The organism is Nonlabens sp. Asnod3-A02 (assembly GCF_045063755.1).
Lineage (GTDB): Bacteria > Bacteroidota > Bacteroidia > Flavobacteriales > Flavobacteriaceae > Nonlabens > Nonlabens xylanidelens.
The window spans coordinates 20,819-37,406 of sequence record NZ_JBEFOC010000008.1; the positions used below are offsets into that span (position 1 = coordinate 20,819).

15 protein-coding genes are annotated in these 16,588 nt (G+C 33.8%); 7 read left to right on the top strand and 8 right to left on the bottom strand.

Translation table 11 applies throughout. From position 1 onward, the window contains the following. Window positions 1–48: 48 nt before the first annotated feature. A complete protein-coding gene (locus tag ACJJVN_RS10075; protein WP_405370660.1) occupies window positions 49–1,308 on the top strand; it encodes a DUF5103 domain-containing protein in 1,260 nt (419 codons plus the stop codon). Here ACJJVN_RS10075 and ACJJVN_RS10080 read toward each other — a convergent pair. After that, on the bottom strand, window positions 1,305–2,213 hold the full coding sequence (locus ACJJVN_RS10080; RefSeq protein ID WP_405378004.1) for a hypothetical protein: 909 nt from the start codon (window positions 2,211–2,213) through the stop codon (window positions 1,305–1,307). The genes ACJJVN_RS10075 and ACJJVN_RS10080 overlap by 4 nt on opposite strands. Before the next feature lie 60 nt (window positions 2,214–2,273). Further along, a complete protein-coding gene (locus ACJJVN_RS10085) occupies window positions 2,274–2,720 on the bottom strand; it encodes a hypothetical protein (protein WP_405378005.1) in 447 nt (148 codons plus the stop codon). Between the two features lie 775 nt (window positions 2,721–3,495). On the opposite strand from ACJJVN_RS10085, the gene ACJJVN_RS10090 reads away from it, so the two are divergent. From ACJJVN_RS10090 to pruA, 4 genes are all read left to right on the top strand, one after another. Further along, window positions 3,496–4,815, top strand: a complete 1,320-nt coding sequence (locus tag ACJJVN_RS10090; RefSeq protein WP_405378006.1) for a hypothetical protein — start codon at window positions 3,496–3,498, stop codon at window positions 4,813–4,815. A gap of 56 nt (window positions 4,816–4,871) precedes the next feature. Further along, window positions 4,872–6,065: a DUF3667 domain-containing protein gene (locus ACJJVN_RS10095; protein WP_405378007.1), complete on the top strand. Its 1,194-nt coding sequence runs from the start codon at window positions 4,872–4,874 to the stop codon at window positions 6,063–6,065. Between the two features lie 3 nt (window positions 6,066–6,068). Then, window positions 6,069–6,455 (top strand): Co2+/Mg2+ efflux protein ApaG, encoded by a 387-nt coding sequence (apaG, locus tag ACJJVN_RS10100; protein ID WP_405370657.1) that lies wholly within the window; start codon window positions 6,069–6,071, stop codon window positions 6,453–6,455. Between the two features lie 142 nt (window positions 6,456–6,597). Then, complete coding sequence (gene pruA / locus ACJJVN_RS10105; RefSeq protein WP_405378008.1) at window positions 6,598–8,226, top strand: L-glutamate gamma-semialdehyde dehydrogenase; 1,629 nt, start codon at window positions 6,598–6,600, stop codon at window positions 8,224–8,226. An 82-nt stretch (window positions 8,227–8,308) separates the two neighbouring features. Here pruA and rsmG read toward each other — a convergent pair whose 3' ends face one another. Beyond that, window positions 8,309–8,953 carry a 16S rRNA (guanine(527)-N(7))-methyltransferase RsmG gene (rsmG, locus tag ACJJVN_RS10110; protein ID WP_104513791.1) on the bottom strand — a complete coding sequence of 215 codons (645 nt, stop codon included), beginning with the start codon at window positions 8,951–8,953 and terminating at the stop codon, window positions 8,309–8,311. A 96-nt stretch (window positions 8,954–9,049) separates the two neighbouring features. Between rsmG and ACJJVN_RS10115 the strand changes: the two genes are divergently transcribed. Then, window positions 9,050–10,237: a pyridoxal phosphate-dependent aminotransferase gene (locus ACJJVN_RS10115; RefSeq protein ID WP_405378009.1), complete on the top strand. Its 1,188-nt coding sequence runs from the start codon at window positions 9,050–9,052 to the stop codon at window positions 10,235–10,237. A gap of 225 nt (window positions 10,238–10,462) precedes the next feature. Then, entirely contained in the window at window positions 10,463–10,906 is a 444-nt protein-coding gene (locus ACJJVN_RS10120; protein ID WP_104516802.1) for a hypothetical protein, read from the top strand. 297 nt (window positions 10,907–11,203) lie between these two features. Here ACJJVN_RS10120 and ACJJVN_RS10125 read toward each other — a convergent pair whose 3' ends face one another. The 5 genes from ACJJVN_RS10125 to trkA all read right to left on the bottom strand — a co-directional run bounded on the left by ACJJVN_RS10125 (window position 11,204) and on the right by trkA (window position 16,527). Beyond that, entirely contained in the window at window positions 11,204–11,488 is a 285-nt protein-coding gene (locus tag ACJJVN_RS10125) for an IS3 family transposase (protein ID WP_405379242.1), read from the bottom strand. A gap of 80 nt (window positions 11,489–11,568) precedes the next feature. Further along, window positions 11,569–12,501, bottom strand: a complete 933-nt coding sequence (locus ACJJVN_RS10130) for a hypothetical protein (RefSeq protein ID WP_405378010.1) — start codon at window positions 12,499–12,501, stop codon at window positions 11,569–11,571. Beyond that, entirely contained in the window at window positions 12,501–13,673 is a 1,173-nt protein-coding gene (locus tag ACJJVN_RS10135; protein WP_405378011.1) for an RHS repeat-associated core domain-containing protein, read from the bottom strand. The genes ACJJVN_RS10130 and ACJJVN_RS10135 overlap by 1 nt, the downstream gene beginning before the upstream one ends. Continuing rightward, on the bottom strand, window positions 13,673–15,178 hold the full coding sequence (locus ACJJVN_RS10140) for a TrkH family potassium uptake protein (protein ID WP_405378012.1): 1,506 nt from the start codon (window positions 15,176–15,178) through the stop codon (window positions 13,673–13,675). Before ACJJVN_RS10140 ends, ACJJVN_RS10135 begins: the two co-directional genes overlap by 1 nt. Beyond that, complete coding sequence (trkA, locus tag ACJJVN_RS10145) at window positions 15,178–16,527, bottom strand: Trk system potassium transporter TrkA (protein WP_104513794.1); 1,350 nt, start codon at window positions 16,525–16,527, stop codon at window positions 15,178–15,180. The genes ACJJVN_RS10140 and trkA overlap by 1 nt, the downstream gene beginning before the upstream one ends. Window positions 16,528–16,588 lie beyond the last annotated feature (61 nt).

Here is a 16,588-nt window from a genome sequence, read left to right on the forward strand (position 1 = left end):
ACTATAACTAACAATTATATTATATTTATCACTTAGTGTAAACCATTTATGAAGTCGTATATTTTACTTTTTATTACAGTTTTTCTTTTCTTTTTTCAAGGCAATTCTCAAAGTGAAAAAGAACTAGTTATTGACCCTGACTACATTAAGTCGGTAACTTTTAACAAACCGCCTGAAAACATGCTCCCTATTTTCAATCTAGGAGACACTTTTCAGATCAGTTTTGACGATGTGATAGGTGACGAGGCAGATTATTATTATCAATTTGAGCACTACGATTATGACTGGAAACCTAGTAAATTATTTAAAAATGAGTTTCTAGAAGGTATCGATGACATGCGCATTTTTAACTATCGCAACTCTTTTACTACCATACAACCTTATTCTCATTATGACTTAACGGTACCTAATCAGTTTACCAAAGGTTTTAAAGTAAGTGGTAATTACATGATTCATTTCTATAATGACGCTCATGAACTTATTTTTTCTAGAAAATTTATGGTCTTAGATGAAAAAGCGTCTGTAGGTGTAGAAATTAAACGTGCTAGAGATTTAAATTATGTTTTACACCAGCAAAGGGTACAGTTCTTTATCGACTCTCAAGAGATCAATTTTATCAATCCAGACCAGCAATTAAAAACGGTGATTCTACAAAATAGTGATTTAAAGACTGCTATTACTAATGTAAAACCTCAATTTAATCTAGGCAATAAACAGGTATACAAGTATGATGAAGAGACTTCTTTCTGGGCAGGAAATGAGTTTCTTAATTTTGAGAATAAAGATTTTAGATCTCCTAACATCAACATTGATTTTGTGCGTAAGAAAGACCTATACAACGCTTACCTTTTTATAGATGGTGCACGCAGAGATATTGAATACACTTACAATCCTGACATCAATGGTAACTACCTAGTAACAACACTAGATAATGAAGATAACGACATACAAGCAGAATATGTGAATATTCATTTTGCTCTAGACGCTCAAGGTATCGAGGTGCCGCCAGATGCAAAGATTTATATATTAGGTAACTATAACGCTTACCAATTACAACCAGAGAACGAGGCTGTTTTAAATCCAAAAACAGGAAAATACGAGGCTATTATTTTACTTAAACAAGGGTTTTACAATTACCGATACACGATAGTCTACAATGACGGTTCTCAAGACCCAGGATTTATAAGTGGTAACAAATGGCAAACAGAAAATCAATATTCTGTACTTGCTTATTACCGAGAACTAGGTGGTCGCTATGACCGATTAATAGGAATAGGTGAGGCTAACTCGCAGAACATTACGAATTAATTATTATCATAGTAAGTAAATCTATAGTTAAGAAAGTAATTTCCATCTTTACCGTTTTCTCCAAAAACCTGTTTATAATTTAAAGGTTCACTGCTATCTACATTACCATTGGCATTTACTTTAAATGAGGTAATATTGTATTGTTTGGATAGCTTGTCTGATATATCAATTCTTGCAAAAAACAGATCATTACAATCAACAAACTCACCTAAATCATTTACCGCCCCTAAATGTTCTAATTGTAAATAGAAACCATCTTTTGAAAACTTGAGATTAACATCTGAGAGAGAAAAAACTATCAAATCATTTTTACCTGTAATTATATTCTGAGGTTTTGATGTAAACAGCAACTCTCCAAAACCACTATCACTTGATTTATAAATGTTTAACCTAACTAATAATTTCATTTTTTTATATCTATCCTTCAATGTATTTCTCAAACCCCTATGTTTATCAAATGGTATTTCAATTGATGATATTACATTTCCTTCTAAGGATGGATTTGAGGTAACCTTTGAAAAAATATTAAAATGACAAGGCAATATTTGATTACCTAAAATTCTTGAGCTTTTGAGTTTTTTAGTTGACCCAACTGTTCCTTTAAACGCATTTATTGTGATCAAATTCAAAAGTTGCACCTCTTTACTAAGATATATAGTATCTGAAATAATTTTCTTTTGAATTATCAATTTTTTATAACCTATCGAATTAACATTTAGAGAATCAGTGTTTTCAAATTTTGAAAGATCTACCTTACCCATTTCATTACTGTAAGAAAAATTGTTCTTATAATAAATATTAGCAAAAGGTATCACCTCTTGTGAATCAGCATCTATTACAACAACGTTTTGAGCTCCCATCGAACTTAAAAATAATAAGCAAAAAAAAGTAAAGGTAATTTTCATTTTGATTTATATAAAATAGGCGTAATAATGCATATTACGCCTATTTAGTTAAAATTTAATTTACTGACTTATACTGACAATTCTAGGATTTTTCCCAGGTAAATGACCCGCTCCGTATTGATTACATGGTTGAGTGCGTCTCCAGAAAATTCTGTGACAACAAGTTCTAAAATTTCCACCTGGCGATTCTACAACTGGACCACAAGTCCAACCAAAACCTCTTACTCTAGAGTTAATTTGATAAGATTGTTGTTCCTCAGCTTGAGCTAAGGCAATATCAATAAAGTCTTCTCCTTGCGAAAACTCAATTCCTTCAACGCTCAAATCTGAGACTTCTTTTTCTTCCCAATAAACATTTGTTATTTGAGCTTCATTTAAATCCCAATCGATCTCAATAAAGTCAACAATATCTCCGGTATTTACATTACTTGTTGTAAATACTTCTATGTTAGAATTCGTTGGATGTACAAAACTAGTGATAATTAATTCTGAATCACCTTCACTCAAATAACTATCGGATTTAATAATAACTAGTGCTTGTCCATATTCACCCTCTAAATAATCATTTACGGATATACCACTCGACTCTTCAACAGACTTAAAAATAGAAAGATCACTAGATTCTGTTAGATCCCTATCAGTTGAGCAAGAACTAAACGTTAAGATTCCTATGCAGTGTAAATATAATATAATTCAAAAATTTCATAAAATTGGTTTTAAAAATTAATCAAACATCCTTGCAAAGACACTTCGAATTAAAAAAATGCTTAGAAGGATGTTCTAAGTATTTTTGAAATTTACCTTTTTAAAGATAGGTAACTAACATAAAGGTTATCATTAAAATCACAAATGAAAATTGAACTACAAGGACATTTTTATTTAATGATTTGCGGTGATAGATTAACATTGCTATTCCTAAAATCAATAACATCCCATAAAAAATCATCCTATTTAAAAAACTATCTTCAAAATAAGAAAGTTTAAAAAATGATGTTCCTATTGCTAGAATCAAAAAATATGCGATTACATGTTGATTTCTTTTATCTATAACCATAATTAAATATATTTAGGTTGCATTACCTATTACATCTTTGTAATTGTATATCACAATCATCTATTTCTGCTAAATATAGTGCAGTTATAATTCCGTAACAAGCAAGACCACCAACTAAAGTTACATTTAAAGCAGAACAACCTATCGATTCCATAAAATATTCAGTCGAAGCTAACTCGCGAATTAATTACTTTTGCAATAGCTTTAAAACCAATCAATCAAATTTTAATGTTTCAGAAAATCTCTACACTGCTGGTCATCATCATGACCTGTCAACTTTCCATTGCTCAATCGTATCAAAGAAGAACTAGCCGTACTATAAAAAACAGCGATAAAAACCAAGATGCTATTGCAAAAGGCTTAGAAAAGGATGACGATTTCAATAGAATTATGTATGAAAACTTTCAATCTAAGGTAATTAAATATTTATCTGTAGAACAAATTGAACAACTAAGAGAAAAAACAATACGAGACACTGTAGTTGTTGCACTTTCTATTCAAATTAATAAAAAAGGTAATGCTAGAAAAGCATTCTTAACTGACGCATTTTATAAAAATTTATTTTCAACACCTATAGCTGTAGAAGGAATAACTTTAGAAAAGTTTAAACCGAATAAAAGAGTTAAAAGAAAATTTACTGACTATAATTATATCAATTATGATCTCCTCTACGTGTTGAAGGAAAGCGGAAATTTAGAACCTATTCCATTTGAAACAGTATACGATATACCACGAAGAAACTTAATTAAAAATAATATCGATAGAATTAACTTAGTAACCACGAGTTCTAAAAACGATAACAATCCAGAAGTAGCATTTTACAATCATTTACAAGAAGAGTTATCTTCAGCAATTATTGAATTAGGCAACGATCGCCTAAATACCAGTGCTATAAATGATGTTATCAACCTTCAACTTAATCTATACATGCATAAAGTAGACGGATTAGACAAAACATTAACTAGAGCAAGCATTCTTAATTCAAATGATCCTTTGGATTCTATTGAAGACGCATTGCATCTAATGACATTTAAACCATTATTTAAAACAATCCCATCTAATCTAGATTACTACAGTTCTACCATAAATATTTTTTACAAATTAAGTTTTGATGATCAAGAAAAACCTATTCTCACAAATTTACCCATTGAATTTAAGCATGATTATTACAGTTATCAAATAACTACCAAACCAGTGGATAATCATAAAATGAGTCGTTATCCTAAACATCCTCATTGCGATGAATTTTCTGATATCAAAGAAGCTAAAAAGTGCTTGAGCAGAGAATTAAATATATTTATAAGTAAAAATTATATCATTAATAAACAAAACAATCAATCTATTAATGAAAATATGAGTTTTCAATTTTTCATTGATAAAAAAGGTGAAATAACAGTTATATCTGCTCATGGCTTCAAGAATGTAAAATTTGCTGAAGAAGCTATAAGAGTAATTAACGAAGTACCTTCTCTAACTCCTGCTCTAAACTCAGACGGTGAATTAGTGAGAGTACTTTTTGCTCTACCTGTTAAATTAAGAGTAGAGTAAACTGAGCGTTATAAAGGTTAAGTTTCCCTATTTTTACCAGCGACTAACCACCGCCCATGAAACCTACTACAAGATCGCTTATTAGATATAGAGGAGAAGAATGCCTCAATTGCGGTACTCCGTTAGATGCAGAAGATAAGTACTGCCATCAATGTGGACAGCTTAATTCTACTAAGCAACTGGCATTACAAGATTTCTTTGGTGAGTTCTTTTCTAATTTGTTTTCTTATGATAGTAGAATATGGCGCACGATTAAACAATTACTGTTTAAACCTGGTTTTGTAAGTAAGGAGTTTATCAAAGGAAAACGACTGAGCTATGCAAATCCATTTCGTTTCTTCCTTAGTGTCTGTATTGTCTTTTTCTTAATGATACAAGCACAAGAGTTTTTTGAGTTATTTACCGATAGCGTAGTAGAAAATACAAAAGCTAAAAATCAAGAAGCAGATATAGATGTGGGTAATGGCTTATTCTCAGTAAAACTAGATGACACTAATAATAACGAACCCTTAACCGAAGAACAACTTAAAGAGATAGAGAGCCAGCCCTATGTAGGTAAGATGGTTGCTGAGCAAATAAGAGAACAACAAAACATACAAGCACAAACCGACAGCATAGTTTCTGAAGCTACAAAAGATCACAAAGAAACCGAGCTTACACCTGTTACCCAAGCACAACTAGACAGTCTAAGTTCTACTGAGAGATTTTTTAAACAAATTAGTTATTATGAGTCTTATACTGAGAAACATAAAATAGCAGACCCAGAAACAGCCTTAAGAAAAATGGGGCACAATAACACCAAATGGAATCAGTCGTTATATGAGAAAATGGTATTAATGGAAAGTATAAGTCGAGACCCTACTATTCTAGTTGATATTATATTACCTAAACTACCTATATTCTTATTTCTATTTACTCCAGTTTTAACTCTGTTTCTTTGGCTATTATACGCACGTAGAGATTTCACTTACATGGAACATCTGGTATTTGCATTTAACGTGTTTACCTTTGTATTTCTAAGTATGATATTGCTATTCTTAGTAAAATGGATCACCTTTGGGTATATTAATCTTGCTCAATTCTTTTTCTGGTTTATTGGACCTTTCTATTTTTACAAATCCATGCGCAATTTTTATGGGCAGCGACGCATAAAAACTATACTAAAATTTCTTTTAGTAAGTTTTATATTTGTAATCGGACTCATTACAGGAGTAAGTTTACTACTTTTGGTAGGAATAGCGCTTTATTAAATTATGATACAACAGGTTACCAGAGGAATTAAGATCTCGGTTCAAACGAGTTTTGAGGGTACATTTTATAAAAATTATAAGATGCACTTTGCCTTTGCCTATATCATAACTATAGAAAATCAAAGCAAAGACTCTGTGCAATTGCACACACGTCACTGGAGAATTAAAGATAGCCTAAGCCGCACAGAACATGTAGATGGCGAGGGCGTTATTGGGAAAAAGCCTGTATTGAAACCTGGAGAATCTCACACCTATCAAAGTGGCTGCCTTCTTGCATCGCCTTTTGGTAATATGAGTGGATTCTATAATATGGTTAACTTTTCTAACAGTAAACAATTCAGCGTCATTATACCTGCATTTAAACTAAGTGCTCCATTTGCTTTAAATTAGATAGTTGTAGATCTCGCTTTCGCGAAAGCGGAACCCACATCCATCTTCTCAACGACATTAAGACTACTTTACCACCTCACCACTTCCTGATGCGATAGATTCTTCGTAATTTCACGCTCAAATTAATAAACAAAATTATATCATGGGAAAAGGATTTTTCAAAGTCCCAGTTGCTGTAAATGAGCCTATTAAGACTTATGCTCCAGGAACTGTAGAAAGAGATCAAGTGCTAGCAGCTTACAAAGAATTGTGGAATGCTAACACAGAAGTACCGCTATATATTAATGGTAAAGAGGTTAAAACCGGTGATACCGCAGCTATAAGACCGCCACATGATCACCAAAATGTAGTAGGTAACTACCACAGAGGTGGTAAGAAAGAGGTTCAAGAAGCTATAGAAACTGCTATAGAAGCTCGTAAATCATGGTCACAATTACCATGGGAACAAAGAGCTGGTATTTTCTTAAAAGCTGCAGAGCTTATTGCTGGTCCCTATAGAGCACGTATCAATGCGGCTACTATGATTAACCAGTCTAAAACTATTTTCCAAGCAGAAATAGATGCCGCTTGTGAACTTATAGACTTCTTAAGATTTAACGTACAGTATATGACAGAGATCTATGCAGAACAACCAGAATCCACTTCTGGAGCATGGAATAGACTAGAATACAGACCTCTAGAAGGTTTTGTATACTGTATCTCTCCATTTAACTTTACTGCTATTGCTGGTAACCTACCTGCTAGTGCTGCCTTAATGGGTAACGTTTGTGTATGGAAACCTAGTGACCACCAGATGTTAAGTGCTCAAGTAATTGTAGAAGTATTTAGAGAAGCTGGTGTACCTGATGGTGTTATCAACATGGTTAATGCAGATCCTGTTATGATGACTGACGAGGTAATGACACACCCAGATTTTGCTGGTGTTCACTTTACTGGTTCTACAGCTGTATTTAAAAGTCTATGGACTAAAGTAGGTGAGAACATTAATACTTATAAAACCTATCCTAAAATAGTAGGAGAAACTGGTGGTAAAGACTTTATAGTAGCTCACAGTAGCGCTGTACCTGCACAGGTTGCAACTGCTATAGTTAGAGGTGCCTTTGAATTCCAAGGTCAGAAATGTAGTGCTGCTTCTCGTGCTTACATACCTAAAAGTATGTGGACAGAGGTAGAAAAGTTAATTAGAACAGATGTAGAGAGCTTTAAAATGGGATCTCCAGAAGACATGAGCAATTTTATTACTGCTGTGATTCACGAAGGTTCTTTTGATAAACTTGCTAAGTATATAGACGGTGCAAAAAGCGACTCAAATGCAGAGGTGGTTATAGGTGGTAACTATGACAAATCTAAAGGATGGTTTGTAGACCCAACTGTTATCGTTACTACAGACCCTAAGTATGTAACTATGGAGACTGAATTATTCGGTCCTGTGATTACTATTTATGTGTATGAAGATGATCAATATGCTGAAATGTTGAAGTTAGTTGATGAAACTAGTGAATATGCATTAACTGGCGCTATTTTAGGTCAAGATCGCTATGCCGTATCTCAAGCAACTACAGCTTTAGAGAACTGTGCTGGTAACTTCTATATCAACGACAAATGTACAGGTGCTGTGGTTGGTCAACAACCTTTTGGTGGTGCTCGTGCTTCTGGAACTAATGATAAGGCAGGTTCTAAATTGAACTTACTTAGATGGGTTTCTCCACGTATGATTAAAGAAACATTTGTAACTCCAGTAGATTACAGATATCCTTTCTTAGGAGAGTAATTTATCTCTCTATAAAATAATAAAAGCCGTTATCATTAATTTGATAACGGCTTTTCTGTATTCATGGTTGTACTGATTTCACTTACTTTAACGGTAAATGAACCACTTTTTTAGTTTCAAAGAATGGATCTTCAAAAACATCTTCTAGTTCATAGATTTGTGCCTTGGGGAAATCTTTTAATTCTTCTGTAAGATCACCACCTTTAAGATACAAAATTCCATTTTTTAAGTTGTGACAACTTTCTTTTCTGATTTTATTTCTTACCCAACTTACAAAATCTGGCATATTAGTCACTGCTCTAGAGACTACAAAATCAAAACGTCCCTTAACTTTTTCTGCTCTTCCATGCTCTGTAGTTACGTTAGTAAGTCCCAACGCTTCAACTACAGCATCTACTACTTTGATCTTCTTACCTATCGCATCGATAAGATGAAAACTAGTTTTAGGAAACATAATAGCGAGTGGAATTCCAGGAAATCCACCACCAGTCCCTACGTCCAGTACTCTCGTACCACCTGTTTTATTAGGTAAGCTTTCGCGAAAGCGGACTACAGACACAATTCCTAGAGAGTGTAAGACATGTCGAGTATACAGTTGATCAATGTCTTTTCTTGAGATAACATTAATCTGAGCGTTCCATTCTGCATACAAATCACCTAGTCTAGAAAACTGTTCTAATTGATGGTCTGTAATATGCGGAAAATGTTCTTTTATGATTTGATGCACTATTTATAAGTTTGTGCAAAAATAAAATAATAATTCTCGTTCAATGCGATTGTTAATTCAAGTGTTATGATATTTTTGTAATTCAATTATATCGTTATGAAATCGCAATTATCTGATCGCATCAATAATTTACCTGTTAGTGCAACGCTGGCTATGGCCGCAAAAGCTCGTGAATTAAAAGAACAAGGAAAAGACATTATAGGTTTAAGTCTAGGTGAGCCTGATTTTAACACACCAGACTTTGTTAAAGAAGCAGCTATAAATGCTATTAACGAGAACTATAATAGCTACACTCCTGTAGATGGTTATCCAGAATTAAAGGATGCTATTATCAATAAATTTAAAAGAGATAATAACCTTACTTATGACCGCAGTCAGATAGTAGTATCTACTGGAGCAAAGCAATCTATTGCAAATGTAGCCATGGTTCTACTTAACAAAGGTGATGAATGTATTCTTCCTGCTCCTTACTGGGTAAGTTATGCCGCTATAGTAGAACTAGCAGAAGGTGTTCCTGTAGAAGTAAGAGCTGGTGTAGAACAAAACTTTAAAATAACTGCAGAGCAACTGAGAGCTGCCATCACGCCTAAGACTAAGATGATGTTATTCTCTTCTCCTAACAACCCTAGTGGTAGTTTATTTAGTGAAGAAGAGTTACAAGCATTTGCAGACGTACTTGCAGACTATCCAGATATCGTGGTAGTAAGTGATGAAATCTATGAGCACATTAATTATACTGGCAAACATGCGAGTATAGCTGCTATACCTAGTATGTATGACCGTACGGTTACTATTAATGGAGTCAGTAAAGCATTTGCCATGACTGGCTGGAGAGTAGGTTACATAGGCGCACCTACATGGATAGCAAGAGCGTGTAACAAGATGCAAGGACAGATTACTAGTGGTACTAACTGTATTGCACAACGTGCGGTTATTACAGCATTAGAAGCACCGATTTCTAAGATTCAATACATGATCGATGCTTTTGCAAAGCGTCGTGACTTGATACTAGGACTAGCGTCAGAAATAAAAGGTTTTACAACAGACAGTCCAGAAGGTGCTTTCTATATATTCCCAGATGTTTCTGAGTGGTTTGGTAAAACGGTAAAAGGCCATAAAATAGAAACCTCAACAGATTTCTCCCTTATGATTCTAGAAGAAGCAAATGTTGCTACGGTTTCTGGAGATGCCTTTGGTGCACCTAATTGCATACGTATTTCTTATGCAGCAAGTGAAGAACAAATCGTTGAAGCGATGAGAAGAATTAAAGAGGTGCTTTCTTAAGTACATAACACATATATTATTAAAAAAGGAAAGCTTTAATGAGCTTTCCTTTCCTTTTCTATTATAATACTATTCGCATTGCAAATGCAACTCTAAAACTCACGCATTCAAAATGCGCGCGACGTGAAATACTATTCGCATTGCAAATGCGACTCTAGAACACTCGCATCAAAAGATGCGCGCGACGTGGAGAGATAGTGTAAAAGAATAATAATAACAGTCACAATGAATAATTACTACACATTTTTATTTTTCTGTTTATTTTTATCATGTGATGATAAAAATGAAGCAATTGATGTAGACTCAATTACTGTAGAGTCCACAAGCTTGTTTTTTTCTAGAGAGCTTGGCAAAAAGCTAATTATAACGAATAGTGAATATTCAGAAATTGACTCTAATAAATTAAGAGATAATGTAGACGGTGATTGTAATTCATATTTGTTTGATGAAATTGAGTTTTATAATCTTATTGATTGCGATGGAAAAAGTTATTTTATCATAAAGAAAACAGGAGAGATACAGAGAAATGATAATCATAAATGGGGTTCTGATTTACCTGAAAACTATTTAGGAGGATTTTATTATAATAGACTTACTGATGAATATAATTTTAAGTTTGAAAAAAGTGTTGAAAAAAGCAATGTTTATAAATATGGGGGAAATATATAATCTTTCGGTTTGCACCCCTTAAGGTTTGAAAAGGCTAGACTTCAATTTAGATTGTTAAAACAAGAAAATATAATTACAACCCTTTACCTATAGGACTTGTTCCAACTTTGGAACAAGTCGCATGATTAAAGGGATTGTAATCTGATTCTCATATTAAAGAATGTCTTGGTAAATTATACTGCTTATAATTTACCAAGACATTAAAATATGGAGATACTAATTTTCTGTGTTAGGTATGCCTTTATTTTTTTTATATGAAATTGAATTAGTGAAAGTGCTTTTCTTGATTTAAGAGCGCTAGAATGAGTTACATCCTAGGTTTGGTATACAAGCATTGAAATTTTGATTAGTCTTCACTCTAGCTACCTGAGCCTCTTTTATTTTTTGCGTGTATAAATGTTTATCAATTATATCGCCGTTTACAATTTGCATAGGCGTTTTACCATATAGTCGGCAAGGATATCGATGATGATTGTAGTAGCTCATGAACTTATCAAGACTCTTTAAATGTGAGGTTATATCTTCGGATAGTTTTCCTACCATGAATTCCGATTTATAAATATGTAAGCCTACAATAGCTATTTAATAACTACCTCTATTTGAGTTACATCCCATTTATGGGACACCCTATTTTATAATACCCTCGTACGTTGCAATGCAGGTTATTTACGAATAATAGTATCTGATATGAATTCAAATACTTTAATATTCTTTTTATTATCTTTTACCTCTAAAAGAGTATTCTTATCATATAAATAACTCATATCCGCAATAACGTGATTATTTTGACTTTTTATAATTAAAGAATCACCAGTTCCGTCAATTTTTCTATATAATAAATAAGTTACACCTAAATTATTATCATAGCCACTCCATAAATCTACTTTTAAGTCAATAGATTGTTTACTCACTGAAGAAAATTTAATAATCTCATCTCCAAAATTGAAAGATTTTATTGAAGAAATTGGATTGCCAACTTTGCTTATCTCCACCAACTCATTTTTATTATTAAATTTAAAATTAACATTTTGAAAATTAATTAATGCTGTATCTTTTTTTGTAATTTCAAAAATACTATCAATTATAATTTTAGGAAAAAGGGAATTCCTTATTGGAATTTCTTTGCGATTCAATAAGTTAGATAACAACCTTTTTTCTCTAAGTGGGGTATAGTAGTCGTAATTAGAATGTAGATCTACTATATTATCGAATTCATTATGAAAGTCATTTTCAAATAAAACACTCGTTTTTCTATGTATTTTTTTTGATTTAAAAAATGTAATATCATCAATATAGAGTCTATTTTCACTAATACACGAAGTTAATAATCGTAAAGTATCTTTTTTATTATCTATAGAGACATAGCTTTCTGACTTATCCGTATTATGTATGTTGATAAATTTCTCGAAATTATTATTGTACTCAAAATATAGAGAATCTTCAAATTTACTTATGAGAAACAATTTATTTTGGATTAAAAATTTTTCGAGACCAATTTCTATTTGTTTCTGATGATGCGATCTTGATTGATTAGGCTTTTTGCAAGAAGTTAATATTAATACAGCCAGAATTAGGTAAAAAAAAGTCTTATTCATTATTCGTTATTTGGTGGGTTCCATGTTGCCGCAGGCTCTTCTTCAGGTTCCACGGGAGTCCAAAAGATAGAATGTCCAGCAGTAACCGTTGCTTCATAAGTGATATTTCCTTGATTTGGACCAATTAATGCCGGAAATTCAAAATTATCTCTAGAAAAAGGAAAAGATATATTATCTGAACAAAAAGTCCAATTTTCATTATTTTCAAATACGGTGTGTGGCAACCCTAAATTATAAAGATTATATCCGCTATAATTTATCGTGCTTCCATAAGCATCTACGCTGTTATTTTTAAATTCCGTATAAATAGGCTCGGGTATTCTAATGCCATTGTCTCTTAACTTAGCATGAGCATTAGAACCTCCAACTGTAAAAGGAGAACTGTCGTCTCCCCAAGCCAATATATCAACACCATCCCAAAATTGAGCCCCCGAAGTAGGGTCAACTGCATCTGTCAAAGCCCCAATGACTCCAGCTCTTGCTTGATTATTTCTGTTATTGTTAGTGTCGACAAGATTCGTCTTTTGAGCATTTGGAACGGAAGAATAAGTAGTTGCAAGTAATCCTCGCATAGAAGTGTTTAAAGCGTTTGCTCTGTTATGAGCAGTATGAGCGATAAACAAATTTTCATTTGCATTATTAGAACTTTCGTGTCTAATAATGTTTGCTACATAAGTAAAGTCATTATGATTCAAACCTACATCTTGCGAATGATTATTTAAAATTGCTGCTGTCAATTCAACACCTCCATAATCTGGATTGGCAGCATCAGAAATAATCCATTGTAAATCTTCATAAGTGTACTGGTCATTAACAACTCTCACTTGGGTACTTCCATCTATTAAACCAATATATCTTCCGTCAGCTGTGTAATAATACTCTGCTCCTTCTAGCTCTATACCATCTATTACTCTATTTTCACTGAAAACGTAAACACTATTATGAGGATAATCTTTCGCCAAGGGATCTTTTGATAGAAATCGTCCTAATCGAGGATCATGCATCCTAAACTTGTAGTTATAAGAATTCCCTTCACCTTTCACTTCATCATCGCGCTCCTGTCCTTGGAACCCATAGCGATACGCATCAGAATCCACACTTCCATGTCTATTATTTAGGAGCATCCCATACGGATAGTAATCATTATCAACAAACACTTTTAAACGCTGCATTACCTATTCCTCCAAAAGAAAGGCGTCAATAAGATCAATACCGTAAATAATTCTAGCCTACCGATAAGCATCAAGAAACTACACCACCATTTACCCAGTTGTGGCAATCCGGCAAAGTTATCTACTGGAGAGAGGTCTCCAAATGCTGGACCTACATTACCTAGCGTACTTAACGCACCACCTATAGCGGTATCAAAATCTAGTCCGAGAGCAGCAAGCACAATCGCACCGACTATAAAGGAAAGCATATAAAGAATAAAGAATCCTAGTACATTAAAAACAATCCCACTTTGTAATGCTCTACCGTTGTAACGCACAGGTAATATTGCATTAGGATGTAATGTTCTTTTAAATTCCATAATACCATTACGTATTAATATAATGTGTCGCACTACTTTAACACCACCAGACGTAGATCCTGCACTACCACCTAAAAAGAACAAACCAAAAAACATAATGGTAAGAAATGGAGTCCACAAAGTATAGTCTGCCGTAACAAAACCTGTCGTGGTCATTACTGCAAGCACCTGAAATGTACTGTGTCTAAAAGCACTCTCCATCTCACCCAATACCATAGGATGATCTATGGAAGATATGGAAGGGTCTGCATATAAATAGATTAATGTACCTCCTAAAACAGAAAAGCCAACTACAAAACTGGTATACCATTTAAACTCGGTATCTCTCCACACTTTGCTGAATTTACCTTTAAAAGCAAAGTAACTTAGTACAAAGTTAGCTCCAGCTATAAACATAAAGATTATGATAATCCACTGTATGGCTGGATTATCATTCCAGTAAGCTGTACTCGCATTTTTTGTAGAGAAACCTCCTGTAGACAGCGTACTCAATGCATGGTTAACGGCGTCAAACCAGCCCATACCTGCTATTTTAAGAAGTACGGTTTCTATAGCTGTAAAACCTACATAAATAAGCCATAGTCTTTTTGCAGTATCTGTTATACGTGGATGCAATTTATCTGCGCTAGGTCCAGGAGCTTCGGCAGCAAATAGCTGCATACCGCCTATTCCTAATAATGGCAATATGGCAACTGCTAGAACTATAATTCCCATACCACCTATCCAGTGCGTCATACTGCGCCAAAATAATATTCCTTTAGGTAAAATCTCTATATCATTAACCACACTAGCACCAGTCGTTGTAAAACCACTCATGGTTTCAAAAAATGCGTCAGTATAATTAGGTATTGAACCTGTAAACATATAAGGCATCGTACCGGCAAAAGCCATGATCAACCAACCAAGTGTCACAATTAAATACCCTTCTTTTTTACGCAATTCCTTTACATGATTGCGAGTTAAGTACATCAAGATAGCTCCTATAGAAACTGCAACACCAGATGCTGCTAGAATATCAAATCCTTCACTCTCTCTATAAATAGCACTAACTAGAGCAGACACAGACATGAAACCACCGTTAAAAACCAGTAGTAGTCCCATGATAAAGACTATAATTTTATAATTAAGTTTAGTAATTCTAGTCATTATAAAAACAGTTTTTCTACCTTGGTAATAGAACGTGGCAAACAACAAACTACCACTCTATCACCAGCCTCTATCTTAAAACTACCTAAAACTATATTACCTATTCCCTGTCTTATTACACCACCTATAATAGCACTTCTAGGCACACCTGCATTGGCAATAGTTTTACCACAAACAGCACTTTCTGGCTGTACGATAAATTCTAGTAGCTCTGCATTCATGTTGTTGAGCTTAGTCATTGCAACTACCTCACCTTTACGTACGTATCTAAAAATGTTATTTGCTGCAAGTAATTTTTTATTAATCAGTGTATCTATTCCTATACTGTGAGATAATTGAAAATAATCCATGTTCTCTACTAGAGAAATAGTTTTCTTCACACTTTTACTCTTTGCCATAAGACAAGAGATAATATTAGTCTCACTATTTCCTGTCACGGCTATAAATGCATCCATTTCATGAATGTTTTCTTCTTGAAGCAACTCTACGTTACGTCCGTCGCCATTTAAAACAAGAACTTCAGGTAGAGCGTCTGCTAGGTCAAATGCCTTTTTTGCATCGTTCTCTATCAACTTTACGTTAATCCCTGCTTTAGAAAGTTGTTGTGCCGTTTGCTTACCTATATTACTACCGCCTAAAATCATCACATTGCGCATGGCATGTTTAGTCTTACCAGTTAACTTATATAGTTCTTCTACACCACCTGCTGTGGTAATAAAATACACTTGATCTCCTTCTTTAAACTGTGTATCACCTCGAGGTATTAACGTGTATTGGGTACCAAATCTTTGTATAGCAATAGGCATAAAATGAATCTCTGGAAAAATCTCACCAGCTTGTTGCACTGTTTTACCTACAAATTGCGCCGTACGTTGCAGGTTAACACCTACCATAGTTAGAGCGCCGTCTTCAAATTCATAACTATCATTAAACGCACTTTGATTGAGCAGTAATTCTATCTCTTTACTCGCCAGTGCCTCTGGAGATATCAACTCATCAATACCAAAACCAGAAAAACCTATAGCATCTTGATGCTCTAGAAACTCTGTATTTGTAATACGAGCAACGGTGCGTTTTGCACCTAATTGTTTGGCCAGTACACAAATAGTAATATTAGTCGTCTCGCTACTAGTAACAGCTATTACCAGATCTGCCTCGTCTACTCTGGAATCTTGAAGAATTTTTATAGAGGTAGAATCGCCTCGTACCACCCTAATATCTAGGTGAGTATCAGCATAATGTAAATTATCCTGTTCTGGATCTATTAATGTAATATTCTGTGACTCGTAGGATAACAGCTTGGCTAGGTGAAAACCTACCTCACCAGCACCTGCAATAATGATTTTCATACAATCGTTTCTGTAGTGTCCCAAAGATACTGTTATGTGATCTATAATTTAAAAAAAGCTT

Coding starts and splice junctions, on each gene's coding strand:
- ACJJVN_RS10135 (WP_405378011.1), bottom strand. CDS start 13,673: ATGCAGCGTTTAAAAGTGTTTGTTGATAATGATTACTATCCGTATGGG.
- ACJJVN_RS10115 (WP_405378009.1), top strand. CDS start 9,050: ATGAAATCGCAATTATCTGATCGCATCAATAATTTACCTGTTAGTGCA.
- ACJJVN_RS10130 (WP_405378010.1), bottom strand. CDS start 12,501: ATGAATAAGACTTTTTTTTACCTAATTCTGGCTGTATTAATATTAACT.
- ACJJVN_RS10095 (WP_405378007.1), top strand. CDS start 4,872: ATGAAACCTACTACAAGATCGCTTATTAGATATAGAGGAGAAGAATGC.
- pruA (WP_405378008.1), top strand. CDS start 6,598: ATGGGAAAAGGATTTTTCAAAGTCCCAGTTGCTGTAAATGAGCCTATT.
- ACJJVN_RS10120 (WP_104516802.1), top strand. CDS start 10,463: ATGAATAATTACTACACATTTTTATTTTTCTGTTTATTTTTATCATGT.
- ACJJVN_RS10075 (WP_405370660.1), top strand. CDS start 49: ATGAAGTCGTATATTTTACTTTTTATTACAGTTTTTCTTTTCTTTTTT.
- ACJJVN_RS10140 (WP_405378012.1), bottom strand. CDS start 15,178: ATGACTAGAATTACTAAACTTAATTATAAAATTATAGTCTTTATCATG.
- ACJJVN_RS10090 (WP_405378006.1), top strand. CDS start 3,496: ATGTTTCAGAAAATCTCTACACTGCTGGTCATCATCATGACCTGTCAA.
- trkA (WP_104513794.1), bottom strand. CDS start 16,527: ATGAAAATCATTATTGCAGGTGCTGGTGAGGTAGGTTTTCACCTAGCC.
- apaG (WP_405370657.1), top strand. CDS start 6,069: ATGATACAACAGGTTACCAGAGGAATTAAGATCTCGGTTCAAACGAGT.
- ACJJVN_RS10080 (WP_405378004.1), bottom strand. CDS start 2,213: ATGAAAATTACCTTTACTTTTTTTTGCTTATTATTTTTAAGTTCGATG.